We start from the raw sequence: 26,310 nt of genomic DNA on the forward strand, positions 1-26,310 counted from the left end.
GGTGCCGGGGTCACGCGTCGGCCCTGGCCGCGGTGCGGGCGCGGTTGCGGCGGATGGCGTACCAGCCGCCGACCAGCGCGGCGACGATCAGCGGCAGGCACAGCACGGTGGTGCGTCCGGCGCCGCCGTCGGCGTACATGAGGACCAGGACCGAGGCGAGGAAGAACAGCGTCACGAGTTCGGTCCAGGGGGAGCCCGGGAGCTGGTAGCTCGGGCGGGTCAGCTCGCCCTTCTGGGTCTTCTGCCAGAAGAGGAGGTGACAGATCATGATCATGCCCCAGGTGGAGAGGATGCCGAGCGCCGCGAAGTTGAGGACGATCTCGAAGGCGTCCGCCGGGACGACGAAGTTCAGGCCGACGCCGAGGACGCAGATACCGCTGGTGAGCAGGATGCCGCCGTACGGGACCTGGCTGCGGCTCATCACGCCGGTGAACCTGGGGGCGGAGCCCGACATGGCCATGGAGCGCAGGATGCGGCCGGTGGAGTACAGGCCGGAGTTCAGGGACGACATGGCGGCGGTGAGCACGACCAGGTTCATCACGCCGCCCGCCGCCGGGATGCCGATGTTGGACAGGACCGTCACGAAGGGGCTCTCGCCGGACGTGTACCTGTTCCACGGGAGCAGCATCGACAGCAGGACGACCGAGCCGACGTAGAACAGGCCGACGCGCCACATGATCGAGTTGATGGCCTTCGGCATGATCTTCTCGGGGTTCTGCGTCTCGCCCGCCGCGACGCCGACCAGTTCGACCGAGGCGTAGGCGAAGACGACGCCCTGGATGATCAGCAGCATGGGCAGCAGGCCGTTGGGGAAGACGCCGCCGTTGTCGGTGATCAGGGACGGGCCGGGGGCCGTGCCGTCGACCGGGTGCTGGGTGACCAGCAGGAAGATGCCGATGCACATGAAGATCACCAGCGCGCTGACCTTCACGATGGCGAACCAGAACTCCAGCTCGCCGAAGATCTTCACCGAGATCAGGTTCACGGTGAGGACCACGGCCAGGGCGATCAGCGCGATCACCCACTGGGGGATGTCGGAGAACATGCCCCAGTAGTGGGTGTAGGTGGCGACCGCGGTGATGTCGGCGATGCCGGTGGTGGCCCAGTTCAGGAAGTACATCCAGCCGGCCGTGTACGCGCCCTTCTCGCCGAGGAACTCCCGGGCGTACGACACGAAGGCACCCGAGGACGGGCGGTACAGGACGAGTTCGCCGAGGGCGCGCACGACGAGGAAGGCGAAGACTCCGCAGACCGCGTAGGCGATGAAGAGGGAGGGTCCGGCTTCGGCCAGGCGGCCGCCGGCGCCGAGGAAGAGGCCGGTGCCGATGGCGCCGCCGATGGCGATCATGTTGACGTGCCGGGACTTCAGCGACTTGCTGTAGCCCTCGTCTCCGGCGTCGACGTGACGGGGGGAGGTGCGCGTCTCGTCCTTGAGGTGCTGGTCGCTCACGCCGCGGGTCCGCCTTCCAGGGGGGAGTGCGTGCGCGGGGCGCGCACGATGTCGGTGAGGGTCGTCTCGACGCGATCGAGGTGGTGGCTCATCGCCTCCACCGCGTCGGGCTCGGAACCGTCGATCAGGGCCTCGACGATCGCCCGGTGCTCGCGGTTGGACTGCTCGCGCCGCCCGCCCAGTTCGTTGAGGAAGGCCGACTGACGCGCCAGTGCGTCCCGGATCTCCTCGATGACCCGGCGGAACACCGGGTTCTGGGCGGACTCGGCGACGGCCAGGTGGAAGAGGGTGTCCATCGCGACCCACGCGGTGGTGTCCGTCTCCCGCTCCATGCGGTCGAGGAGGTGGGCCAGGTGGTCCAGGTTCTCCGGGGTGCGGCGGAGAGCCGCGTACCCCGCGACCGGGATCTCGACGTGGCGGCGCACCTCCAGCAGGTCGCTGGCCGCGTAGTCGCCGAAGGTGGGGTCCTCGACGGTGTTCGCGATCACGAAGGTGCCCTTGCCGGTCTTGGCGACCGTCAGGCCCATGGTCTGCAGGGCGCGCAGGGCCTCGCGCAGCACGGGCCGGGACACCTCGAGGGCGCGGCAGAGCTCCGCCTCGGAGGGGAGCTTGTCGCCGATGGCGTACTCGCCGCGCTCGATGGCGCCGCGGAGGTGGGTGAGGACCGCTTCCATCGCGCTGACGCGCCGCGGCACCGAGCCACCTGTCTGGCTGTCTGACAGGTTCACGGGGGTGATCCTCCGGGTGGCCGAAGGCCGCTGTCAAGAAAAGTGAAGACAAAAATTCAGGGGACGGGAGGCCTGAATGGCAACTTCCCGTCCCCTGAAGGGTTTTCGCCGCTCAGCCGGCGAGGACCCCGGTGGCCAGCAGTCCGAACAGCGCCAGGCCCACGACGATGCGGTAGACGACGAACGCGTTGAAGGAGTGCTTGGCGACGAACTTCAGCAGCCAGGCGATGGACGCGTAGGCGACGACGAAGGACACGGCCGTGCCGACGACCAGCGGCGCCGCGCCCGCACCCGTGCCCAGGGCGTCCTTCAGCTCGTAGATCCCGGCGCCGGTCAGGGCGGGGATGCCGAGGAAGAACGAGAGGCGGGTGGCGGCGACCCGGTCCAGGTCGAGCATGAGCGCGGTGGACATGGTGGCGCCGGAGCGGGAGAAGCCGGGGAAGAGCAGCGCGAGGATCTGGGAGCTGCCGACCAGCATCGCGTCCTTGAACGAGGTGTCGTCCTCGCCGCGCTTGTGACGGCCCATCTGGTCGGCCGCCCACATCACACCGCTGCCGACGATCAACGAGCCCGCGACCACCCACAGCGAGGCGAGCGGCCCCTCGATGAGCGGCTTGGCGGCGAGGCCCACGACGACGATCGGGATCGTCGCGTAGATCACCCACCAGGCGAACTTGTAGTCGTGGTGGTGCCGTTCCTCGCGGTCGCGCAGTCCCCGGAACCAGGCCGACACGATCCGCACGATGTCCTTGCGGAAGTACACGAGCACGGCGGCGATCGCCCCGACCTGGATCACGGCCGAGAACCCGACGACGGCGTCGTCGTCGACCGGGATGTGCATCAGGCCTTCGGTGATCTTCAGGTGTCCGGTCGAGGAGACGGGGAGGAACTCGGTCACTCCCTCGACGGCTCCGAGGACGACGGCTTGGCCGACGGAGATGGCGCTCATGGAATCCAGTTCTGAGGAGACGAATCGGTCGACAGCGTTGTAGACGGTCCGGTGTCGTAGACAGTCCTACCAGGCCCGCGGCCCACGCCACGGTCTACGGCCACACCGTCTGGCCTATCGCGACCCCGGCGAACGCGGCCCCGAGACCGACGACCACACTCGCGACGGCGTTGGCGGCGGCGAAGAGCCCCGCGCCGGTCTCGGCCAGCCGGAGCGTCTCGTACGAGAACGTGGAGTACGTCGTCAGGGCCCCGCACAGCCCTGTTCCCAGGAACAACCGCAGGTCGGGGGCGACGTCGGCGGCGCCCGTCAGCGTGCCGAGGATCAGGCAGCCGGTGATGTTGACGACGAAGGTGCCCCAGGGGAAGACCGAGTCGTGCCGCGACTGCACCGCGCGGTCGGTCAGATAGCGGAGCGGGGCGCCGATCATGCCGCCGCCGACGACCACCAGCCAGTTCACAACGACCTCTTACCCTGCGTGTCCGAATCGCCCCGGTCTCCGTGTCGGCCGTCGGCCCGGTTCTCGGCCTGCTTCTCGCCCCGGCCGACATACCTGATGACCTCGCACGGATCGAGGGTGACCATCCCCTCCGTGACGAGTTCGTCGAGCTCCGGGAGGAAGGCCCGCACCCGCTCCTCGGTGTCCACGACGACGACCGCCACCGGCAGGTCCTCGCTGAGCGAGAGCAGCCGGGAGGTGTGGATGCGGGACGACGCGCCGAAGCCCTCGATGCCGCGGAAGACGCTGGCCCCGGCGAGACCCGCCGCGTGGGCGCGGTGCACGATCTCCGTGTAGAGGGGCTTGCGGTGCCAGGTGTCGTTCTCGCCGACGAAGACGGTCAGCCGCAGGGCGCCGCCGGTGAGTCGCGTCATCGCCGCCTCCGCTGTAGGGCGCGGCGGGTCGCCGTGGCCGCGAGCCACACCGCCGCGAGCGCCGCGAACAGGGTCGCGGCGAGGTAGGCCAGGGCCGTGCCGGGGCGGCCGGCGTCGACCAGTCTCTGGATGTCCACGGTGTACGTGGAGAAGGTGGTGAAGCCGCCGAGGATGCCGGTGCCGAAGAAGGGGCGCACCAGCCGGTGGACGGTCATGGCCTCGGTGACGAGCACCAGGAAGACGCCGATCACGGCGCAGCCGACGACGTTCACCCAGAAGGTCGTCCAGGGGAAGCCGCCGGTCTGCGTGGGCCACCACAGCGAGGCCGCGTAGCGGGCGGCGGCACCGATCCCGCCGCCGACCGCCACGACGGCGACCACCGGGAGCCGACCGGTCCCGGTGGTGCGCCGTGGTGCGCCGGTACGGAGGCTGTCGGCCTCCGGAGCTGTCATGTCGTACGTCTCCTGCCCGGTCCGGGACCGCCCCACCTCAACGGGCTCGTCGCGCTCGGTCGAGCTCATCGGGGTGATCACGGCCGGGCATCAGCCTAGCGCCGCCTCATTTGGTCACGGGTGCCTCGCAGACCGCTATGCCCCGCTCCCAGAGACTGCCCAGGACCAGTCGGCCGCCGGTCTCGCAGACGCTGGTGACCATGCGGAATCCGGAGCGGCGGCGGGTGAGGTGGTGCAGGACCCGGCCGTCGTCGTCGATCGCGAGCACGCCGGCCCGGGCGGAGGGGCGGAAGGGCGCGTTGCGGGCGAGGCGGGCGGCGCGTCGGCGTACGGCCGGGCCGGCGCGGTGCAGGAGGTCGAGGGGTGGCACGCGCGGGCCGGCCAGTGCCACCCAGACCGGGCCGTCGGGCGCGCCGCGCCACAGGTTGTCCGGGAAGCCCGGCAGGTTCTCGACGAGGGGTTCGGCGTGTCCGGCGCGGGGGCCGGTGAGCCGGTAGCGGGTGAGGCGGCGGGCGCCGGTCTCGGCGACGATCAGGAAGGAGTCGTCGGCGCTGCGAGCAAGGCCGTTGGCGAACTGCAGCCCCTCCAGGGCGACTTCGGCCTCACGGGCACCGGGGGTGAGGCGCAACAGGCGTCCGGTGCCGGTGTGTTCGACGAGGTCGCCCATCCAGTCCCGCAGGGAGTGGACCTGGCTGGAGACGGTGAAGTACACGGTGCCGTCGGGCAGGGCGACGACGTTGCTGCAGAACCGCAGCCGCTCCCCCGCCGCCGACTCGGTCAGGACGCGGACGTTGCGGGTGCCGCCGTCGGGGTCGAGGCGCAGCAGCGCGCCGTCGGCGCAGCACACCAACAGGTCGCCGTCCGGGAGGAGTTCGAGGCCGAGCGGCCGGCCGCCGATCTCACCGATGTGCTCGACCCGGGCCGTGGGCGGGTCCTCCAGACCGTCGACCCGCAGGATCCTCCCGTCCGACACCCCGGTCAGCACCCGCCCTCTGGGGTCGGCGACGACGTCTTCGGGGCCGTGCCCGGGGAGGGTGATGTACCTGAGGGGGACGAGAGGCGTCCGACGGTCCATATGAGGTCCGCCCTTCCTTCGGGAGGCGGCCATCCTCGCAGGCAGGCATGACGTCGACGTGTCGTACCCGTGGTCTTTTGCCGGGCTTTTCCGGAAAGCGTTCTCTCCGTCCCCTACCGTCCCTTCCCGACGTCCCCCACCACCCCTTCTCGAACACGCGCGCCACCTGAACGGGCGGGGGCCGACCGTGCGGTGCGGTCGGGTCACGGTTCCGCGAATGTGACACTCCGGGTAGGAAGTGTCACATTCGCGGCCACAGCATCTACGGGGTCGGGGCGGGGATCAGCGGTGGCTGAACCACGCCATGGAGGACAGGGCCTTGTCGTCGTAGCCGAACAGGGCCTGGTTCTCCCAGCCGTTGCCGGAGGCGGCGTCGGTCGGGTCCCAGCCGTTGCCGGTGACGGCCGTCCAGGTCGCCTCCCAGTAGAAGATGCCCAGACCGCGGCCGTTCGGGACGGCCTCGACGATGTTCGCGACGGCGTTCATCCACGCCGACTGACCGGCGGTGGTGGCCGGGTAGCCGGTGACCAGTTCGGAGGACAGGTCGATCTGGTTGGTGAGCGAGTCGTCGCTGTCGAGCCGGAAGGGGTAGGCCGTCTCGGCGACGAACACCGGCTTGGCGTAGCGGGCGGCCGCGTCGTCCAGGGTGGTCTGGAAGTCGGCGAGGGTGCCGTGCCAGTAGCCGTAGTACGACAGGCCGATCACGTCGAACTTCACCCCGTTGGAGACCGCGCTGTCGAACCACCAGCGGGTGCCGGCCAGGTCGCCGCCCTTGGCGAGGTGCAGGGCGACGGTGGTGGACGAGTTGACCGCCTTGACGGCGTCGTAGCCGGAGTTGAGCAGACCGGCCAGTTGGCCCCAGTTGTCGGTGGAACCCTCGGACCACATCATGCCGCCGTTGATCTCATTGCCCACCTGGACCATGTCGGCGGTGGTGCCTTGAGCCTTCAACGCGTTCAACACGTCGTACGTGTGGTTGTACACGTCCGTCTTGAGTTGACTGTACGAGTGGCCCGACCAAGCGGCCGGCTTGGACTGGACGCCCGGGTCGGCCCAGGTGTCGGAGTAGTGGAAGTCGACCAGCAGCTTCTGGCCTGCGGCCTTGACGCGCTTGGCCATGGCGAGGACGCGCGTCTTGTTGTTGTAGCCGTCGGCCGGGTCGACCCAGACCTTCAGGCGCGCGTAGTTCATGCCGGCGTTCTTCAGGATGGTGACCGCGTCGCCGGTGGTGCCCGAACTGGTCTTGTAGACGCCGCCCTTGGCCTCGCTCTTGGCGAGGGAGGAGATGTCGGAACCCTTGATCGACAGCCCGGTCGTGCCGGACGTGAAGGTCAGGTCGTCAACATTGATCCAGTTGCCCGCGTTCGCGTCACTGTTGACGCTGATGGTGCACTGGTTGTTCGTCACGTTGACCGGCGTGACGATGTGGATCCAGCCACTGGACGAGACCGGCAGGTCGGTGCGCTGGTCGGCGCCGCCGCAGTTCTTGAGGGCTATGTAGGCCGAGTTCTGGCCGCCGCCCGAGCGGACCCACGCGGTCAGCTTGTAGCTGCCGTTGGTCAGACCCGAGAGGTACTGGTACGTCTCCACCTTGTAGGCGGTGGACGCCCAGTGGGCCAGCCGGTAACCGCCGCCGTGTCCGCCGGACTCGACGAAGCTCGCGCCGGTGTCGCCGTACTCGGTCCAGCCGTTGGGGGAGGCCGCCCCGGCGCCGTCGGTCTCGAAGCCGGCGTTGGTGAGCGTGCTCGCCGCCGTCGCGGTCTGGGCCGGCAGGGCGGTGAGGGCGAGGCCTGCGGCGAGCGGCAGCAGCAGGGCCCTCAGAGTGCGTCTGGGATGGAACATCGTCGTCCGTCGTCCCTTCGACGTGATGGGGATGGGGTTCCCTCGTGAGATCCCTGAGGGGTTCTCACGGTGGGGTCTCGCGGTGGGGAAGGACCCCCTCCGCCCGCGGCTCGCGGCTCCACGGGCGGAGGGGGAGTCGGCTCAGCCGTCGAGTCGCACGACCCGTACGGCTCCCGCCGGGACCGCGAGGCGGCCGGCGGCGTGTTCGCCCGTCAGCAGTTCGGTGCCGGGGGTCTCCAGCGGCACCTTGGCGTCGGTGGCGGTGTGGTTGATGGCGAAGAGGTAGCTGCCCGTCTCGCCGGTCCGGCGTACGACCTCGACGTCGTGGGGCAGATCGGCGCGCGGGGCGATCGCCGCGTCCTCGGCGGCCCAGCCGAGCAGCGCGTCCAGGCCCTCGTGGCCGAGGCGGGTGGAGACGTACCAGGCGGTGCCCTCGCCCAGGCGGTGCCGGGTGACGGCCGGGTGTCCCGCGCTGAGGCCGTCGGCGTACGTCCAGACGGTCTCGGCGCCCTGCGGCACCACGAACTCCGTCCACACGTCGCCGCCGAGTTCGGAGCCGTCGGGGCCGGTGACCCGCACGCTCTCGCCCTTGAGCAGCGGGGAGAACTCCTCGACGGTGAGGCCGAGGACGTCCCGGAGGGCGCCCGGGTAGGCGCCCTCGTGGACGGCGTCGTGCTCGTCGACGATGCCGGAGAAGTACGACACGACGAGGGTGCCGCCGTTCTCGACGTACTCCTTGAGGTTGTTCCCGGCCGCCTCCGTCATCAGGTACAGGGCGGGCACCACGACCAGCGGGTACTTCGACAGGTCGGCCTCGGGGTGGGCGAAGTCCACGGTGAGGTGGCGGTCGTAGAGGACCTCGTAGAAGGCGTCGGCGCGCTCGCGCGGGTCGGCGTCCTCGCTGGGGCGCCAGGCGAGGTTCTGCGCCCACCAGGAGTTCCAGTCCCACAGCATCGCCACGTCGGCCTCGGTGCGGGTGCCGCGGATCGCGGCGAGGGAGTCGAGGGACGCGCCGAGGTCGACGACCTCGCGCCACACGCGCGTGCCGGTGCCGCCGTGCGGGAGCATCGCCGAGTGGAACTTCTCGGCGCCGCGCCGGGACTGCCGCCACTGGAAGAACATGGCGCCCTCGGAGCCGCGGGCCACGTGCGCGAGGGAGTTGCGGGCCATCTGGCCGGGGGCCTTGGCGGGGTTGCGGGGCTGCCAGTTCACACCCGACGTGGAGTGCTCCAGCAGGATCCAGGGCGCGCCGGCGCCGACGGAACGGGTGAGGTCGGCGGCCATCGCGAGGTTGACGTGGGTGCGGCGGCCGTCGGTCATCAGGTAGTGGTCGTTGGTGACGATGTCCACCTCGCGGCCCCAGGCCCAGTAGTCGACCGAGTCGCACTGGCTGAGGGCGGTCATGAAGTTGGTGGTGACCGGCAGGCCCGGCGCGAGGCGGTGCAGGATGTCCCGCTCCGTCACGAAGTTCTCGCGCATCGTCGCGTCGGCGAACCGCTTGTAGTCCAGCGCCTGGCCCGGGTTGCCGACGGTCGGGGTGGCGCGCGGCGGGTTGACGTCCTCGATGCTCGCGTAGCGCTGGCCCCAGAACGCGGTGCCCCAGGCCTCGTTGACCGCCTCCACCGTGCCGTACGTCGTCTCCAGCCAGCGGCGGAAGTGGGCGGCGCAGGAGTCGCAGTAGCAGGCCGAGACGGGGACGCCGTACTCGTTGTGCACGTGCCACATCGCCAGCGCCGGGTGGTCGCCGTAGCGCTCGGCGAGCCGTGTGGTGATGTTCGCCGCCGCCGCGCGGTAGTGGGCGTTGCTGTGGCAGATCGCGGCGCGGGAGCCGAACTCGTAGCGCACGCCCTCGGGGGTGACGGGCAGCGCGTCGGGGTGGTCCCGGTAGAACCAGACCGGCGGGCAGACGGTGGGCGTGCCCAGGTCGACGCGGATGCCGTGGTCGTGCAGCAGGCCGATGATCCGGTCCAGCCAGCCGAAGTCGTACACCCCGGGGGCGGGCTCCAGCAGGGCCCAGGAGAAGATCCCGACGCTCACCATGGTGACGCCGGCCTCCCGCATCAGCCGGACGTCCTCCTGCCAGACGGTTTCCGGCCACTGCTCGGGGTTGTAGTCCCCGCCGAAGGCGAGCCTGGTGAGGCCCGTGGGCGTGGTCTCCGGCATGGATCTCTCCCGCTTTGATCGAACATTTGGGAACGTGCACACATCAGACTGGCGGTGCGAGGCCAACATAACCGCACAGCAACAACCATTGACAAGTGTCCGGGATGTTTCTCTACTGTGAACGCTCACAGACGTCAGAACCCAGGTCAGGGGAGAGATCCATGCCCAACACGAAGCGCCGCCGCCTCGTGACATCCGTTGTCGCCGTCGCCCTCGGCAGCACCGCCCTCGCAGGCTGCGGCTCGTCCGACGAGGACAGCGGTGCCGCGTCCGGTCCGGTCTCGCTCACGTACTGGACGTGGACGCCCGGCATGGACAAGGTCGTGGACCTGTGGAACAAGGGCCAGGGCAAGAAGGACCAGATCTCCGTCACGGTGAAGAAGCAGGCGTCCGGCGACACGCTGGTCACCAAGATCCTGACCGCGCACAAGGCGGGCAAGGCGCCGGACCTGGTCCAGGCCGAGTACCAGGCGCTGCCGACGCTGGTCAGCAATGACGCGCTGGCGGACATAGCGAAGAACGTCGGGGACGCCAAGGGCAAGTTCGCCGACGGCGTCTGGCAGCAGACGACGCTGGGCACGGACGCCGTGTACGCGGTGCCGCAGGACATCGGCCCGATGATGTTCTACTACCGCGCGGACCTCTTCAAGCAGTACGGCCTGACGGTCCCGGCGACCTGGGAGCAGTTCGCGGAGACCGCCCGCGCCCTGAAGGAGAAGGCCCCGGACACGGATCTCACCACGTTCTCCGCCAACGACTCCGGTCTCTTCGCGGGCCTCGCCCAGCAGGCCGGCGCCCAGTGGTGGACCACCGCCGGCGACAAGTGGAAGGTCGGCATCGCCGACGCGGCCACCAAGAAGGTCGCCGACTTCTGGGGCGGCCTCGTCAAGGAGGGCGCCGTCGACAACCAGCCGATGTACACCCCGGCGTGGAACAAGGCGCTCAACACCGGCAAGCAGATCGCCTGGGTCTCCGCCGTGTGGGCCCCGGGCACCCTGACCACCGCCGCGCCCGACACGAAGGGCAAGTGGGCCATGGCCCCGCTCCCCCAGTGGTCGAACGCCAAGAACGTGACGGGCAGTTGGGGCGGTTCCTCCACGGCCGTGACGACGGACTCGAAGCACAAGGAGGCCGCCGCCAGGTTCGCCGCCTGGCTGAACACCGACGGCGACGCCCTGAACGCGCTGGCCAAGGAGAGCGGCATCTACCCGGCCTCCAGCTCCGCCCAGCTCAGCGGCGCCTTCACCACCCCGCCGGAGTACTTCTCGAACCAGGCGGACTTCTACACCACCGCCGCGAAGATCGCGAAGACCACGGCGCCGTCGGCCTGGGGCCCGAACGTGAACGTCGCCTACACGACCTTCAAGGACGCGTTCGGCGCCGCCGCCAAGGACAAGTCGGACTTCTCCGCCGCCCTGGACAAGATGCAGTCGGCCACCGTCGCCGACATGAAGAAGCAGGGCTTCGAGGTCTCCGAGTGACCACCGCACACCGCCGGACGTCGTACGGGGTCAAAGGGGCCCCGTACGCCCACCCGTCTCCCACCACCACCCTCAAACGAGCGCGAAGCGCCCCCTATTTCTTCCTCCTCCCCGCGACGATCCTGTTCGCCCTGTTCTTCGCGCTGCCCATCGGGTACGCGGTGTGGCTCAGCTTCCACAAGGTGCGCGTCTCCGGCCTCGGGCTGGGGTCGGGCGCCCGGAAGGAGGTCTGGGCCGGCATCGGGAACTACACCGACGCCCTCACCGACAGCGAGCTGCTCGACGGCGCGCTGCGCGTCCTCGGGTACGGCTGCATCGTCGTCCCGCTGATGCTGGGCCTGGCGCTGCTGTTCGCGCTGATGCTGGACTCCGACAAGGTGCGGCTCGCCCCGTTCACCCGGCTCGCGATCTTCCTGCCGTACGCCATCCCCGGCGTGGTCGCGGCGCTGCTGTGGGGCTTCCTGTACCTGCCGGACGTCAGCCCCTTCTACTACGTGCTCGCGAAGCTGGGCATGCCGCAGCCGGACCTGCTGGACGGCGGTCCGCTGTACCTCGCCCTGTCGAACATCGCGGTCTGGGGCGGCACCGGCTTCAACATGATCGTCATCTACACCGCGCTGCAGGCCATCCCGGCCGAGGTGTACGAGGCGGCGAAGCTGGACGGCGCCACCCCGCTGCAGATCGCGCTGCGGATCAAGATCCCGATGGTGGCGCCCTCCCTGGTGCTGACCTTCTTCTTCTCGATCATCGCGACGCTCCAGGTGTTCAACGAGCCGACCACCCTGAAGCCGCTCACCAACTCCGTGTCCACGACCTGGAGTCCGCTGATGAAGGTGTACCGGGACGCGTTCGGCACCGGTGACATCTACCAGGCGGCCGCCGAGGCCGTGATCATCGCGATCGCCACGCTGGTGCTGTCCTTCGGGTTCCTGCGCGCGGCGAACCGCCGTAACAAGCAGGAGGCAGCCCGATGAGTTCTCTCGCTGTCCACAAGGCCCCCTCGGCCGCCGGCGCCACGGGCACGGGCACCGCCCAGAGCCGCCCGCCGCTGCGCCGCCGGATCGCGCTGGTGCCGACGATCACGCTGCTGCTGGGCGCCCTCTACTGCCTGCTGCCGGTGGCGTGGGTGGTGATCGCGTCCACCAAGTCCGGCAGTGAGCTGTTCTCCACCTTCACGTTCCTGCCGGGCACCGGCTTCGCCGACAACCTCACGGATCTCAACGCCTACCGCGACGGCATCTACTGGCAGTGGATGGGCAACTCCGCCCTGTACGCGATTCTCGGCGCGCTGCTGTCGACGTGCGTGTCGGCGTTCAGCGGCTACGCGCTGGCGACGTACCGCTTCCGGGGCCGCGAGACGATGTTCAACGTGCTGCTCGCGGGCGTGCTGATGCCGCCGGTCATCCTCGCCATCCCGCAGTACCTGCTGATGGCGCAGGCGGATCTCACGGACTCCTACTGGTCGGTGCTGCTGCCGCAGATCCTCTCCCCGTACGGCGTCTACCTCGCACGCATCTACGCGGCCGCGGCCGTGCCGAGCGACGTGGTGGAGGCCGGCCGGATGGACGGCGCGAGCGAGTGGCGGATCTTCACGCGGATCGCGCTGCCGATGATGGTGCCCGGCATGGTGACGGTGTTCCTGTTCCAGTTCGTGGCGATCTGGAACAACTTCCTGCTGCCGTACATCATGCTCAGCGACGACGAGAGGTTCCCGATCACGCTCGGCCTGTTCACGCTCCTCGAACAGGGCGCCAACACCCCGGCGCTCTACACGTTGGTGATCACCGGCGCGTTCCTGGCGGTCGTCCCGCTGGTGGCGCTGTTCCTGGTCATTCAGCGGTTCTGGAGCCTGGATCTGCTGTCCGGAGCCGTAAAATCATGACTATGAACAACGGTGCGGGGGGCAGGCGCAAACCGCCGACGATCCATGACGTGGCACGGGAGGCGGGGGTCTCACGAGGGACCGTCTCGCGGGTGCTCAACGGCGGCCACTACGTGAGCCCTTCGGCGGCGGAGGCGGTCAACTCCGCGATCCGCAGGACGGGTTACGTCGTCAACCGGCACGCCCGCTCGCTGATCACCGGCCGTTCCGACTCGGTGGGCTTCCTGCTCACCGAGCCCCAGGAGCGGTTCTTCGAGGACCCCAACTTCAATGTGCTGCTGCGCGGTTGTACGCAGGCGCTGGCCGCGCACGACACCCCTCTCCTGCTGATGCTGGCCGGCACCGAGGACGAACGGCGGCGCATCACGCGGTACATCACCGCCGGGCACGTCGACGGGGTGCTGCTGGTCTCCAGCCACTCCGGGGACCCGATCGCCACCGAGCTGCGCGACGCGGGCGTGCCGCTGGTCGCGTGCGGCAAGCCGATCGGGATCGGTTCCAAGGTGAGCTACGTGGCCGCCGACGACCGTGACGGCGCCCGGGACATGGTGCGGCATCTGCTGGCGCAGGGCCGTCGGCGGGTCGGCGTGGTCACCGGTCCGCTGGACACCCCCGGCGGTGTGGAGCGGCTCGCGGGGTACCGGGAGGTGCTCGCCGAGGCGGAGGTCGCGTACGACGAGCGGCTCGTCGTCTCCGGCGACTACAGCCGGGCGAGCGGTGAGGCGGGCGCCGAGCGGCTGCTGGCGCAGGCGCCGGACCTGGACGCGGTGTTCGTCGCGTCCGACCTGATGGCGCAGGGCGTGCTGACGGCGCTGCACCGGGCGGGCCGGCGGGTGCCGCAGGACGTCTCGGTCGGCGGCTTCGACGACTCCCCCGCGGCGACCGCGGCCAGCCCCACCCTCACCACGATCCGCCAGCCCTGGGACCGGATCAGCAACGAGATGGTCCGGGTGCTGCTCGCCCAGATAGGGGGCGAGGACCCGGCGGCGGTGATCCTGCCGACGGAGCTGGTGAAACGCGAGTCCACGTGAACCAGACGGGGGCCGGTCGCATCGACCGGCCCCGTCCCGTTCCCCGCGCCCCTTCCCGTTCCCGTTCCCGTTCCCGTTCGGTCAGGATCGGAGAAGCGGTCCGGCCCTCCCCCGGCTTAGCGTGAAACCACCGACGCGATCCCGTCGGACCACGCACCAGCGAGGAGCGACCATCATGACCACCACCGGGCTGCAGACGATCATCTACCCCGTCAAGGACGTCGACCGGGCGAAGGCCCTGTTCAGCGCGCTGCTGGAGGTCGAGCCGTACGCCGACGAGCCCTATTACGTCGGCTACAAGGCCGCCGGCCAGGACGTCGGCCTGGACCCGAACGGGCACGCCCAGGGCATGACCGGGCCGGTGCCGTTCTGGCACGTCACCGACCTCCGGGAACGCCTCGCGGCACTGGTGGCGGCGGGCGCCGAGGTGCTCCAGGACGTGCGGGACGTCGGCAACGGCCGGCTGATCGCCTCCGTGAAGGACCCGGACGGCAACCTCGTGGGGCTGCTCCAGGACCCGTCCTGACAAACTGCTTGCACCCGCACTAGTTGCACCCTCAATGAATGCCTGGATCGGTGTTACCGTGCGGGTATGGCAGCGAAGACGGCCGGGGCGGGCCTCGAGGAACGGTGGCGGGACATTCTGTCCGTGCACGCCCGCACGATGTGCGAGATCGATCGCGCGCTGCATCCGCACGGCCTCGGTGCGAGCGACTTCGAGGTGCTCGACATCCTCGCCTCCGAGGCGCCCCGCGAGGGCGACCACTGCCGGGTGCAGAACCTCGTCGGCCGGGTCCACCTCAGCCAGAGCGCGCTGTCCCGCCTCATCGGCCGCCTGGAGAAGGAAGGCCTGGTGGAGCGTTCCGTGTGCGTGGAGGACCGGCGCGGCGTCTGGGTCGCCCTCACCCGCAAGGGCCGCCACCTGCACACGGAGGTGCTCCCGCTCCAGCGGGCGGTCCTGGACCGGATGCTGGGCACCACCCAGGAAGCCGCGCACGAGGCCGCGCAGGAACAGGGCTAGAGCAAGGCCGGACCGGGGCTGGGGCACCGCCCGGGCCTGTCCCGCCGCCCTGCCCTCGTCCAACCCTTTCTCCGGGCAAGAGCCTCTGACGCGGCGGGCGGGCCTCAGCGGGCGAGCAGCGTGCGTACGCCCTCCGAGGTGAGGGTCAGCGGATGGTCGCCGGCCGCGTCGATGGCGAGGGACAGCTCACCGGTCGGCCACTGCGCGGCGAGCGCGCCGAGGGGCACCAGACGGTAGCGGGCGACGTTCGGCAGCAGGTCCGCCATCTCCGGTTCGGAGGTGAACACCGGCACCACGGGCGCGCCGCCGGTCTGCTCCAGTACGGGCAGGGCGACCGTGGTCGGGTCGGTGACGTCCTCGTCGGTGGCGTCGTCGGGCACGGGCACGAGGACGTCGCAGTGCGCGAGCGTGTCCAGCGCCGCGGTGTCCTCGGTGTCCCGGGCCAGCGCGTCCAGCGCCAGCGCGGCGGGGTTGTCGGGGCGGTTGTACGCGGGTGTCTCCATGGCAGCTCTCCCTGGTAGCGGTAGCGGCGGTCCGGCCTCGCGTACCCGACCGGCGGGGGATCAATCCCCCCGGTGGGGGCCGGGGTCGCGTCGGACGGGTCCGCGTCGGTTCCGCGACGGTCGTCGGCCGTCATCACGCGGACGGGCGGCCGGTGCGGGTCCATGACACGCAGGGTCGGCGGGGGACCGCCCAGGGGTGCGCGGGGTCGCCGAAGCCATGCGGCGTGGCGGTGACGCCGAGCCGCCGAGGGGTGGCCGGGGGGACGCCTGGAGCGGCGTGCCCGGCCGGCTCGGGCGGCCCTGGGCGGGTCAGGCGCCGAGCTCCGCGACGCGTAGCCCCTCGCTGCGCAGGCACCGCTGGATCATCGCGGCGGCGGCACGCACGGGGGCCGCCACGCGTGCCGGCTGGACGAGGTCGACGGGGCCCACGACGCCGACGGAGGCCACCACCGCACCGCGGTTGTCGCGCACCGGGACCGCGAAAGCGCCCCGGCCCTCGGTCAGCGTGTTGTGGACGACGGCGTAGCCCTCCCGGCGGACCCTGGCGAGGCACTGCTTGAGCCGAGTGCTGTGAGTGACCGTGGCGGGGGTGTAGGCGCGCAGCGGAACGGAGCACACCTCCTCCTGGACCGCGCTGCCCGCGTGGGCGAGCAGCACCTGTCCCACCGCGGTGGCGTGCAGCGGCACCCGGCGGCCGGGATCGTACGCGGCGGTCGCGTCCGGCTCGTTGGAGACGAAGGTCAGGCAGACGCTCTCCTTGCCGTCCCGGATGGCGATCGTGGCCGCGGCGGAGGTCTGCGCGTGCAGCGTGACCAGGTGCGGCTGCGCCGTCTCCACGATCGAGGAGGAGCGCGGCGCCAGTACGGCCGTCTCCCACAGGCGCAGGCCGATGGTGTACCCGCCGTCGGCGCAGCGCTCGAGGGCGCCCCAGCCGTGGAGCTTGTTGACGATGCGGTGAACGGTGGCGACGGGCAGCCCCGAACGCCGGCTGAGGTCGCTCAGCGACAGGGTCCGGTTGTCCCGGTCGAAGGCCCCGAGGATGCTGAGCGTCCGGTCCACGACTGAGCGTTCCGGAGCGGCGGAGTGGGGAGTGGTCATCCCGTTCAGAGTCCCTTCACCTTCGGGTCATGGGCGCGCGCTGACACATGCGTGCACATGGCTGACACGTGCGCGTACAAGTCCGTGCACGTGTATGCACTAGGAGTGATATGGCATCGGGCGACCACCTCTATGATTGAACCCTCAAGTGGCCGTTTGAAAGGTCGATTCCGGAACGCTCATGGTCGATTTCGCTTCGTTACCGATCCCCGTCGTCCCGTACCGACCTGTCTGCCGACCTGGTCTCGGCATCACGCTGGTGACCCTGGACGAACTGCTCACCTTCGCGTCCCGCCGCTTCCTCACAGCCCCGCACCGGCTCGAGTTCCATCAGATCATGCTGGTCAAAGCGGGGGCGGGGACCTACGCGGCGGACTCCACGCGCTTCGACTGCCGGCCCGGGACGCTGGTGTGGACCCGGCCGAACCAGGTGATCCAGTTCTACCCCGGCGCCGGCATGTGCGCCGACATCATCATGTTCAGCGAGGTGTTCCCGTTACAGATGGGCGCCCACATGGGGATGCTCGACGACGTGCTGCGGCCCTCGCACTGGCAGCTCGAGGACACCGAACTCAGCGCGCTGCAACGGGTACTGAGCCTCCTTCTGGAGGAGTTCGAGCGGCCCGACCAAGGGCTGGGCGAGGAACTGCTGAAGCATCTGCTGGCCGTCGTCCTGCTCCACATCGACCAGATGTGCCGCCTGCGCCACACCGACGCCATGGCGGTCAGCGGCGAGAGCGGCGAGCTGTTCCTGCGCTTCCGCCGCGAGTTGGACCGCTCCTTCCACACCACCCGGCTGGTCGAGGACTACGCCGCCGCCCTCAACTGCAGCACGCGCGCCCTGGCCCGGGCCTGCCGCGCGGTCGCCGGCACCTCCGCCAAGGACGTGGTCGACGCCCGGGTCGCCCTGGAGGCGCGCCGCCTGCTCGCCCACTCCGATCTGCCGATCAGCGCCATCGCCCGGCAGCTCGGATTCTCCGAGGTGACCAACTTCGGCAAGTTCTTCGCACGGCGCGTGCATATGACGCCGGGTGCCTTCCGCCGCGAGGCAAAAGTGGGAAATCAGTCGTAATACGGCTGTGATGGCCGGTAGTTCACCGGTACTTCACCTATACCTTCACAGGTCACTCATCGCGCCTACGCTCGTAAACCTCGATTTCTTTCCACTCTTCGGAAGACTCCTTGTCCAGGATTCCCAAAACTGGCAAGACTTGGCCTGCGTGCTTCGGGCGGCCACTCCGAAGTACCCCCTAGACCTGCGGACTCGCAGGTCTGCACCATTCGGCACGACCGCAGGACCGACGGCTCAGTGACGAGAATTAATCGCCGCACCCAACGGCGATCACCAGAAAGTTGCGCATAGCTCGAATCCCCCTGTTTCCGGCCGATCCGGACTTCAGGTCTCCCTTTCACGGCCCGCCCCCGTCGCCCGCTGATAAACCCGGGCGGTCCCTGACGCGCAGGCAGCCCGCGAGGTGTCGTCGGCGTGCCGTCCGCCGCCGTCCGCCGGGCCCGCTCACTGCTCGGACCTGTCATTCACCCGCCCTCCGGCAACGCTCCCGGAGGTGTGCCCGAAGGAAAGGACGTCGCATCATGCCCGCAGTCACCGCACCCGAGGCCGAAGCCTGGCTGATCGAGAAGATCGCCCACCGCCTCGACGTGGCATCCACCGAAGTCTCGCGCGAGGTCTACTTCGACGAACTGGACCTCGACTCCACCGAAGCCCTCATCCTGGCGGGCGAGTTGGAGAACTGGCTCGGCTTCGAGCTGAGCACGACGACGCTCTGGTACCACCCGACGGTCAAGGACCTGGCCGTGTACCTGGCCGAGGAGAGCGCGCAGCGTGCGACCGCCGCGTAACGCGCCCCCGCCGGTCGCCCGCCGGCTGCGGGCCGCCGCGCCCGGCCGGCGCACGGTCCACGTCGTCCACCCCGGCGCGCTCGCGCCCCAGGTCTACGAGGGTCTGGCCGAAGCCCTGCCGGAGGGCGACGGGCTGACCGTGCTGGACCTGGGCGCGGTCCCCGACTACGCGGACGCGGCCCTGACCGGCGGCCGGGCGGCCACGACCGTCCAGGCCCTGGCCGAACGCCTGTTGGCGGCCATGACAGAGGTGCCCGGCCCGCACACCCTCGCCGGCTGGTCCTTCGGCGGCGTCCTGGCCCTGGCCATGACACACGCGCTGCCCGCCGGACGGCGCCCCGACCGTGTGGTGCTCCTCGACAGCATCGCGCCCACCGACGCCTACAAGCAGCCCGACGACACACTCGAACCCGCCCTGCTCCTGGACTGGTTCACGATGTACCTCGGCGCCAAGCGGGACCGCCCCGTCCCGCTGGCCCCCGGCGCGCTCGACGGGCGCGGCGTCGACGACGGACTCCCCGTGGTCCTGGACGCCGCCGTGTCCGCCGGCACCCTCCTGCCCGGCACCCCGCTGCCGGGCCTGCGCAAGCTCTACGACACGTACGTGGACGGACTGCTGCGCAACAACCGCCTCGTCGCCCCCTACCGGCCCGTCCCCGCCCCGCTGCCGCTGGTGCTGGTGAAGGCCGAGCGGAGCCTGATCCCGGGCGACGAGACGCTCGGCTGGCTGCCGCTCGCCCCGCACGGGCTGACCGTGCACCTGTGTCCCGGCGACCACTACACGATGCTCGGCCGCCCCGACTCCCTCGGCGTGCTCGCCCGACTCCTGTACCCGAGCGAGCCGTTCACGCCCTCGGCGTGACCACCACCGACCGCCGTACCCCGCCCGACCGCCGTACCCCGTACCCCGTCCGGCCGCTGTGCTGTGCCGTTGCCCCCCACCCTCGCGCGTCACCTGTAGGGCCCCGAACCGACCAGGGCCGTCCCCACCGGCCCCGCCGTCCGACCAAGAGAGCCTCGCCGTGAACGCTTCGCACCCTTCTGACGACCTCGATCGCCGGCTGGCCCGGGATCCCATCGCGATCGTCGGCCTGTCCGCCCTCTACCCCAAGTCGCGTGACCTGCGCGAGTTCTGGGGGAACGTGGTGTCGGCCGCCGACTGCATCGAGGACGTCCCCGCGACCCACTGGGACGTGTCGGAGCACTACGACTCCGACCCGGCCGCGCCCGACAAGACCTACTCCCGGCGCGGCGGCTTCATCCCCGACGTCGACTTCAACCCGCTGGAGTTCGGTCTGCCGCCGAACACCCTCGAAGTCACCGACGTGCTCCAGTTGTTGAGCCTCGTCGTCGCCCGCGACGTGCTCAAGGACGCGGGCGCCGACCAGGACTGGTACGACGCCTCCCGCACCGGCGTGATGCTCGGTGTGACCGGCGCCAACCAGCTCACCCAGCCGCTGACCGCCCGTCTGCAGACCCCCGTCCTCAAGGAGGTCGTGCGCTCCTGCGGCCTGTCGGAGCGGGACGCGGAGGAGATCGCGGAGAAGTTCAAACTGGCCTTCGCGCCCTGGGAGGAGAACTCCTTCCCCGGCATGCTGGGCAACGTCGTCGCCGGCCGCATCGCCAACCGCCTCGACCTCGGCGGCACCAACATGACCATCGACGCGGCCTGCGCCAGTTCGCTGGGCGCGGTGAAGGCCGCGGTCAGCGACCTGCTGGAGCGGCGTTCCGACATGATGGTGGTGGGCGGCTGCGACGCCGAGAACACCATCTTCATGTACCTGTGCTTCAGCAAGACGCCGGCGTTCTCCAAGGCGGGCCGCATCCGCCCGTTCGACGAGAACGCCGACGGCACTCTCATCGGTGAGGGCATCGGCATGCTGGCGCTGCGCAGGCTCGCCGACGCCGAACGGGACGGCAACCGGATCTACGCGGTGCTGCGCGGCATCGGCTCGTCTAGCGACGGCCGGTTCAAGTCCATCTACGCCCCGCGCAAAGAGGGGCAGATGGCGGCCCTGCGGCGGGCGTACGAGGACGCGGACGTCTCCCCCGGCTCGATCGAGCTGTTCGAGGCGCACGGCACCGGTACGGCGGTCGGCGAGGCCACCGAGCTGTCCGCTCTCTCTGCGGTGGTGTCGGAGCACACGGACGAGCGGCAGTTCGCCGCGGTCGGCAGTGTGAAGTCGCAGATCGGCCACACCAAGGCGGCCGCGGGCGCGGCCGGAATGATCAAGCTGGCGCTCGCCCTGCACCACAAGGTGCTGCCGCCCACCATCAACGTGGACACGCCGAACCCGGCGATCGACTGGGCGCGCAGCCCCTTCTACGTCAGCGCGCAGGCCCGCCCGTGGATCCGCGACCCCCGCAAGCCCCGGCGGCGTGCGGCCGTCTCCTCGTTCGGCTTCGGCGGCACCAACTTCCATCTGGTGCTGGAGGAGCACGGCGACGGAGACGACCTGAAGGTCATGCTCCCGGTGAGCCGGACCCATCTATGGCATGCCCCTGACATGCAGGGTCTGGTGCGGGCACTGGACGGCGGCGCCGAGCCGCGCACCGAGCCCGCTCCGGCCGGCCACCCCCGGCTCGCCCTCGTCGCCCGTACCGACGCCGAACTCGCCGAGCTGCGCGCCCTCGCGGTCGCCGAGCTGAAGGCCAGGCCCGACGCCGAGTCGTTCGCACACCCCAAGGGCGTCTACTTCCGCCGCTCCGCCGCCGACACCGGCAAGGCGGGCGCGCTCTTCGCGGGGCAGGGCAGCCAGTACGTCGAGCCCGGCCGGACCGCCGTGCTCGCGCTGCCCCCGCTGCGGGCGGCCTTCGACCGGGCGAACGCCGCCTTCCAGGACCACGAACTCCCCTTGTCCCGCGTCGCGTTCCCGCCGCCCGCCTTCGACGACGCGACCCGCACGGCGTACGAGAACGCGCTGCGCCGCACCGAGTACGCCCAGCCCGCCATCGGCGCCCTCGCGGCCGGCCACTACCGGTACCTGAGCGAACTGGGCTTCGCCGCCGACGGGTTCCTCGGCCACAGCTTCGGCGAACTGGCCGCCCTGTGGGCCGCCGGCGCGATCGACGACGACACGTACTTCGCGCTCGCCCGGGCCCGGGGTGCCGCCATGGCGCCGCCCGCCGACCCGGACTTCGACGCGGGGGCGATGGCCGCGGTCACCGCCTCCGAGGAGCAGGTCGCCCGACTGCTGGCGGAGTACCCCGAGTTGACGGTCTGCAACCTCAACGCCGCCGACCAGGTGGTGCTCGGCGGGGCCACCGACGCCGTGGAGCGGCTCGTGCGGGCGGCGAGTGCGGCAGGCGTACGCGCGGTCCGGCTGCCGGTCTCGGCGGCGTTCCACACGCCGTTCGTCGCACACGCGGTGGAGGCCTTCGGGCTGCACGTGGCCGAAGCCGAGATCCGCGAGCCGCGGCGGCCGGTCTACGCCAACTCGCCTGAAGCCGCCTACGGTTCGGACGTCGACGCCAACCGGCGGACCCTCGTCGACCAGCTCGTCAAGCCGGTGCGGTTCGCCGAGCGGATCGAGGAGATGTACGCGGCGGGCTTCCGCACGTTCGTCGAGTTCGGCCCCAAGGGCGTGCTGACCCAGCTCGTCCGCCGCATCCTCGGCGAGCGCGAGCACTTCGCGGTGCAGCTCGACCCCGGCGCCAAGGGCGACGCCGACCTCGCACTCAAGCGTGCGGTTGCCCAACTGGTCGTGCTCGGGCTGCCGTTGACGACCGTCGACCCCTATGTGTCCGAGGCGCCGGTCATCGAGCCGGTCAAGGGCATGACGGTGCCGCTCAACGGCATCAACCATGTGCCTCAGGCCCGGAAGGCGGCGTACCGCGAGGCCCTGGAGAACGGCTACCGGGTCACGCTGCCGAAGGCCGCTCCGGCGGTGGCTGCTGCGGCGGCGCCCCTCCCCGTTCCGGTGGCCGCCGCGCCCGCTGGCGCCGTACAGCCCGTCCCCGTAGACGTCCTGGAGAGCGAGTTCGTGGAAGAAGAACGCCAGACGCCCGTGCCCGGCAGCGACCGGCTGTCCGAGCTGATCTCCGATCACCTGTCCCTGCACGACGACTACCTCACGGGCCAGCTGGCCGGCGCGCAGCGCCTGATGGGGATCCTCGAGCGGGCCGACGAACAGGGCCGCATCAACGAGGTGTTCCCGGGGGTGGCCACCGTCAAGGAGCACGGGCTGGCCATCGGCCGCACGCACGTGCGGGCCAACGAGATCCTGCGGGACCTGGCCGCCATGGAGCTCGGCGCAGCCGCGCCGGCCGCGCCGACGGCACCGACGGCTCCCGTCACGGACGTGGCCCTGGCCGCTCCGACCGCGCCGGCCGTCCCGCCCGCGCCGGTGACCCCGGCCATCGAGCCCCCCGCTCCGACGCGCCCGCAGGCGACCGCGCCCCCGGCGTCCCGCGCCCCCGTCGCAGCTCCCGAGCCGCCGCAGTCGTCATCCGAGGCTTCGACCGCCGACGTCGAGGCCGCGCTGCTCGGCATCGTGTCGGAGAAGACCGGCTACCCGGCGGACATGCTCGAGCTCGGGATGGACCTGGAGGCGGACTTGGGCATCGACTCCATCAAGCGCGTCGAGATCATGGGCGTCCTCCAGGAACGCTTCCCCAGCCCCACCCCCGTCGGCCCCGAACAACTCGCCGAACTCCGCACGCTCAACGAGATCGTCGGCTTCGTCCTGAGCCTCGGCGGGACGAGCCGTCCGCTGTCCTCGGCCACCGTGAAGGCCACGCCGGCCGCCCCGGCTCCGGTCGTCGGCACCGCCGACGTCGCCGCCGCGCTCCTCGGCATCGTGTCGGAGAAGACGGGCTACCCGGCCGAGACGCTCGACCTCGACATGGACGTCGAAGCGGACCTCGGCATCGACTCCATCAAGCGCGTCGAAATCATGGGCGTCCTCCAGGAACGCTTCCCCAGCCCCACCCCCGTCGGCCCCGAACAACTCGCCGAACTCCGCACGCTCAACGAGATCGTCGGATTCGTCCTGGAGCTGCGGGGCCCGGCCACCACACCCGCCACCGCCACGCCCGCCACCCCCACGGCCGCATCCCGCCCGGCCGCTGCGCCGGCAGTCTCCGCCGACGCCGTACGCGACGCACTCCTCGACATCGTCTCCACCAAGACCGGCTATCCCGCCGACATGCTCGACCTCACCATGGACGTCGAAGCGGACCTCGGCATCGACTCCATCAAGCGCGTCGAAATCATGGGCGTCCTCCAGGAACGCTTCCCCAGCCCCACCCCCGTCGGCCCCGAACAGCTCGCCGAACTCCGCACGTTGAGCGACATCGTCGGGTTCGTCGCGGGGCTCTCCGGTGGCGCGGGTGAGGAGCCGCGTGTTGCCGAGGCGGCCGTGACCGGGGCGGGTTCCGGTGCGGCTCCGGAGGCCGGCGCGCTGGGCCGGGGGCAGGCCGCGCTGGTGGATCTGCCCGTGCCGGACCGGATCGTGGGGGCCTACCCGCAGGGTGCGGCCGCGATCGTCGTCGACGACGGCAGTGCGGTCGCCGAGGCGACGGCGGACCGGCTCGTCGCCGCCGGCTGGCAGGTGCGGGTGCTGCGGCTGCCCGGCGTGCCGCAGCGGATCGGCGGTGCCGCGGACGGCGCGCTCACCGGCTGGGGCGCCACCGAACTCGCCTCGCGGATCGACGAGTTGGGGTCGGGCCGGCTGCACCTCGTGCTCGCCTTCGCCGCCGCCGACGGCCTCCCGTGGGCCGAGGGCGTGCGCAGGCTGGCGCACACCCTGCTGATCGCCAAGCAGGTGGTGGGCCCGCTGACGGCCGCCGCCGCGACGGGGCAGCGGGCCGCGTTCGTCACCGTCACCCAGTTGGACGGGGCCTTCGGTCTCGGCGGGGTGGCCGAGGACGCGGTGCCCGCCGGCGGCGTCGGCGGTCTGGTGAAGACCCTGGCGGTGGAGGCGCCCGAGCTCTTCTGCCGGGCCGTGGACCTGTCGCCCGCGCTCGGCGGCGTGGAGGCGGCCGGGCTCGTACTGGACGAGGTGAGCGACGCCGCGGCCGGACCGGTGCAGGTGGGCCGGGACGGGGTGCGCCGGGTCGCGCTGACCCTGGGCGAGGAGCCGGCCACCCCGAGCGTGGACGCCGTACCCCTCACCTCCGACGACCTGCTGGTCGTCACCGGCGGCGGACGCGGCATCACCGCCCGCTGCGCCGAGGCCCTCGCCGCCGCGCACCGTCCGGGGATGCTGCTCCTGGGCCGTACGGCCCTGGGCGAGGAGCCGGACTGGGCCCGTGGGCTGACCGACCAGGCCGCGCTGAAGGCCGCCGCCGTCGCGCAGTTGAAGGGGACCGGCGAGAAGCCGACCCCCAAGCGCGTCGAGCAGCTCTACCAGTTGGTCGTCGGTGAGCGCGAGGTGCGCGAGACCCTCTCGGCGATACGGGCCGCGGGCAGCGAGGTCGAGTACCTGGCGGTGGACATCACCGACGCCGCCGCGACCGCCACCGCCCTGGAGCCGTACAAGGAGCGGATCAGCGGCCTGGTGCACGGGGCGGGCGTCCTCGCCGACCAGTTGATCTCCGCCAAGAAGGCGGCCGAGATCGAGCGCGTCTTCTCCGTCAAGCTGGGCGGTCTGCGCTCGGTCGTCGCCGCTCTGCCGGCCGAACGGCTGCGGCACGTCGTGCTGTTCTCCTCGGTCGCCGGATTCTTCGGCAACCGCGGCCAGTCGGACTACGCCATGGCCAACGAGGTCCTCAACTCCTGGGCGGCCGCCTGGAAGCGGCAGCACCCGCAGACCCACGTGACGTCCCTCAACTGGGGCGCCTGGGACAGCGGCATGGTGTCGCCGCAGATCAAGGCGGTCTTCAAGGAGCGCGGTATCGCCCTGATCCCGCTCGGGACCGGAACCCGGATGTTCGCCGAGCAGTTCGCCCCCGAGCGGTCCGGTGACGTGGTCACGGTCCTCGGCCCGACCACGCCCCTGTCCGAGCCGGCCGGCTCCGCGCCCACGGCGCCGGTCGTCATGGAGCGGGACCTGACCTCTCTCGTCGCCGATCCGCTCGTCGCCGACCACGTGATCGGAGACGCACCGGTGCTGCCCGCCGCGGCGGCCCTGGGCTGGGCGACGGGCGCCGTCGAGCGGCTCACCGGCCACCCCGTCGCGGAGATCCGGGACTTCGCGGTCCACAAGGGAGTGATCTTCGACGGCAGTCTCGACGGCAGCCGGTTCGAGCTCTCCGTCGACCCGACGCCCGACGGCGCCGAGGCCGACGTCGCGATCCGCTCGGTCGGCGCCACCGGAACGGTCCGCCCGCACTACGCGGCACGGGTCCTCCTCGGCGGCGGCACACAAGCACAAGCACAAGCACAAGCACAAGCACAAGCACAAGCACAGTCGCAGGCACGGGCACGGACACAGTCGCAGCACGTGGCCGGGCTGCCCGCGCTGGGCGGCGGCGGCGACGCGCAGGTCTTCTACGCCGACGGCACCCTCTTCCACGGCGAGTCGCTGCGCGGTCTGCGCCGGGTGCTCCAGGACGGCGAGTCGCGTCTCGTGATCGAGTGCGCGCTGCCCGAACACCGGCCCGCGGGCGGGGCGTTCGCCGGCAGCCGGTACGCGCCGGGCACCGCCGACCTGCTGCTGCAGGCGGGGCTGGTGTGGATGCGCCGGTACCGCGACACGGCGAGCCTGCCGATGTCGGTGGCCCGGGCCGACCTGTACGAGGCGCTGCCGGACGGTGCGCCGTTCGTCGTGGTGGTGGAACCGGTCTCGGCGAACGGCACGACCGCCACGGTCGACGTGACGGCGTGCGCTCCGGACGGCCGGGTCCTGCTCCGGTTCGCCGGACTGTCCCTCGTGTCCACCCCGCAGTTGGCCGCCAAGTTCGCCGGCCGCTGAGCCGACGTCCGGACCGGTGGGCCCGGCGGGTGGGCTTCTCAGCCCC

At 71.0% G+C, this 26,310-nt stretch carries 21 protein-coding genes; 10 read left to right on the top strand and 11 right to left on the bottom strand.

What is annotated here, in order from left to right:
- Positions 1–10: 10 nt before the first annotated feature.
- The 9 genes from OG352_RS02185 to OG352_RS02225 all read right to left on the bottom strand — a co-directional run bounded on the left by OG352_RS02185 (position 11) and on the right by OG352_RS02225 (position 9,532).
- A complete protein-coding gene (locus OG352_RS02185; protein WP_329213714.1) occupies positions 11–1,450 on the bottom strand; it encodes an amino acid permease in 1,440 nt (479 codons plus the stop codon).
- Positions 1,447–2,124, bottom strand: coding sequence for a FadR/GntR family transcriptional regulator (locus OG352_RS02190; RefSeq protein ID WP_329223673.1), 678 nt, complete (start codon positions 2,122–2,124; stop codon positions 1,447–1,449). The genes OG352_RS02185 and OG352_RS02190 overlap by 4 nt, the downstream gene beginning before the upstream one ends.
- A gap of 166 nt (positions 2,125–2,290) precedes the next feature.
- Complete coding sequence (locus tag OG352_RS02195; RefSeq protein ID WP_329213716.1) at positions 2,291–3,127, bottom strand: undecaprenyl-diphosphate phosphatase; 837 nt, start codon at positions 3,125–3,127, stop codon at positions 2,291–2,293.
- A 94-nt stretch (positions 3,128–3,221) separates the two neighbouring features.
- Complete coding sequence (gene crcB / locus OG352_RS02200) at positions 3,222–3,587, bottom strand: fluoride efflux transporter CrcB (RefSeq protein WP_329213718.1); 366 nt, start codon at positions 3,585–3,587, stop codon at positions 3,222–3,224.
- A complete protein-coding gene (locus tag OG352_RS02205) occupies positions 3,584–4,000 on the bottom strand; it encodes a DUF190 domain-containing protein (protein WP_329213720.1) in 417 nt (138 codons plus the stop codon). Before OG352_RS02205 ends, crcB (OG352_RS02200) begins: the two co-directional genes overlap by 4 nt.
- Complete coding sequence (gene crcB / locus OG352_RS02210; protein ID WP_329223674.1) at positions 3,997–4,452, bottom strand: fluoride efflux transporter CrcB; 456 nt, start codon at positions 4,450–4,452, stop codon at positions 3,997–3,999. Before crcB (OG352_RS02210) ends, OG352_RS02205 begins: the two co-directional genes overlap by 4 nt.
- Before the next feature lie 106 nt (positions 4,453–4,558).
- Positions 4,559–5,527: an SMP-30/gluconolactonase/LRE family protein gene (locus OG352_RS02215; RefSeq protein WP_329213722.1), complete on the bottom strand. Its 969-nt coding sequence runs from the start codon at positions 5,525–5,527 to the stop codon at positions 4,559–4,561.
- Between the two features lie 282 nt (positions 5,528–5,809).
- Positions 5,810–7,369 carry a glycoside hydrolase family 53 protein gene (locus OG352_RS02220; RefSeq protein WP_329213724.1) on the bottom strand — a complete coding sequence of 520 codons (1,560 nt, stop codon included), beginning with the start codon at positions 7,367–7,369 and terminating at the stop codon, positions 5,810–5,812.
- Positions 7,370–7,510: 141 nt separating this feature from the next.
- Positions 7,511–9,532, bottom strand: a complete 2,022-nt coding sequence (locus OG352_RS02225) for a beta-galactosidase (protein WP_329213726.1) — start codon at positions 9,530–9,532, stop codon at positions 7,511–7,513.
- Positions 9,533–9,693: 161 nt separating this feature from the next.
- Here OG352_RS02225 and OG352_RS02230 point away from each other — a divergent pair, with 161 nt between their 5' ends.
- The 6 genes from OG352_RS02230 to OG352_RS02255 all read left to right on the top strand — a co-directional run bounded on the left by OG352_RS02230 (position 9,694) and on the right by OG352_RS02255 (position 14,947).
- Positions 9,694–11,013 carry an ABC transporter substrate-binding protein gene (locus OG352_RS02230; RefSeq protein ID WP_329213728.1) on the top strand — a complete coding sequence of 440 codons (1,320 nt, stop codon included), beginning with the start codon at positions 9,694–9,696 and terminating at the stop codon, positions 11,011–11,013.
- Positions 11,010–11,987, top strand: a complete 978-nt coding sequence (locus OG352_RS02235) for a carbohydrate ABC transporter permease (RefSeq protein WP_329213730.1) — start codon at positions 11,010–11,012, stop codon at positions 11,985–11,987. Before OG352_RS02230 ends, OG352_RS02235 begins: the two co-directional genes overlap by 4 nt.
- Positions 11,984–12,895 (top strand): carbohydrate ABC transporter permease, encoded by a 912-nt coding sequence (locus OG352_RS02240; protein ID WP_329213732.1) that lies wholly within the window; start codon positions 11,984–11,986, stop codon positions 12,893–12,895. The genes OG352_RS02235 and OG352_RS02240 overlap by 4 nt, the downstream gene beginning before the upstream one ends.
- A complete protein-coding gene (locus OG352_RS02245) occupies positions 12,892–13,926 on the top strand; it encodes a LacI family DNA-binding transcriptional regulator (RefSeq protein WP_329213734.1) in 1,035 nt (344 codons plus the stop codon). Before OG352_RS02240 ends, OG352_RS02245 begins: the two co-directional genes overlap by 4 nt.
- A gap of 175 nt (positions 13,927–14,101) precedes the next feature.
- Positions 14,102–14,452 (top strand): VOC family protein, encoded by a 351-nt coding sequence (locus tag OG352_RS02250; RefSeq protein WP_329213736.1) that lies wholly within the window; start codon positions 14,102–14,104, stop codon positions 14,450–14,452.
- A 66-nt stretch (positions 14,453–14,518) separates the two neighbouring features.
- Positions 14,519–14,947: a MarR family winged helix-turn-helix transcriptional regulator gene (locus OG352_RS02255; RefSeq protein WP_329213738.1), complete on the top strand. Its 429-nt coding sequence runs from the start codon at positions 14,519–14,521 to the stop codon at positions 14,945–14,947.
- A gap of 104 nt (positions 14,948–15,051) precedes the next feature.
- Here OG352_RS02255 and OG352_RS02260 read toward each other — a convergent pair whose 3' ends face one another.
- A complete protein-coding gene (locus OG352_RS02260; RefSeq protein ID WP_329213740.1) occupies positions 15,052–15,450 on the bottom strand; it encodes an SseB family protein in 399 nt (132 codons plus the stop codon).
- A 309-nt stretch (positions 15,451–15,759) separates the two neighbouring features.
- Positions 15,760–16,548, bottom strand: a complete 789-nt coding sequence (locus tag OG352_RS02265) for an IclR family transcriptional regulator (RefSeq protein WP_329213742.1) — start codon at positions 16,546–16,548, stop codon at positions 15,760–15,762.
- Positions 16,549–16,807: 259 nt separating this feature from the next.
- Here OG352_RS02265 and OG352_RS02270 point away from each other — a divergent pair, with 259 nt between their 5' ends.
- From OG352_RS02270 to OG352_RS02285, 4 genes are all read left to right on the top strand, one after another.
- A complete protein-coding gene (locus tag OG352_RS02270; RefSeq protein ID WP_329213744.1) occupies positions 16,808–17,620 on the top strand; it encodes an AraC family transcriptional regulator in 813 nt (270 codons plus the stop codon).
- A 521-nt stretch (positions 17,621–18,141) separates the two neighbouring features.
- Entirely contained in the window at positions 18,142–18,408 is a 267-nt protein-coding gene (locus OG352_RS02275; RefSeq protein WP_329213746.1) for an acyl carrier protein, read from the top strand.
- Entirely contained in the window at positions 18,392–19,270 is an 879-nt protein-coding gene (locus OG352_RS02280; protein ID WP_329213748.1) for a thioesterase domain-containing protein, read from the top strand. The genes OG352_RS02275 and OG352_RS02280 overlap by 17 nt, the downstream gene beginning before the upstream one ends.
- 160 nt (positions 19,271–19,430) lie before the next feature.
- Positions 19,431–26,264: an SDR family NAD(P)-dependent oxidoreductase gene (locus tag OG352_RS02285; RefSeq protein WP_329213750.1), complete on the top strand. Its 6,834-nt coding sequence runs from the start codon at positions 19,431–19,433 to the stop codon at positions 26,262–26,264.
- Positions 26,265–26,310 lie beyond the last annotated feature (46 nt).

The sequence above is a fragment of the Streptomyces sp. NBC_01485 genome (assembly GCF_036227125.1).
GTDB lineage: Bacteria > Actinomycetota > Actinomycetes > Streptomycetales > Streptomycetaceae > Streptomyces.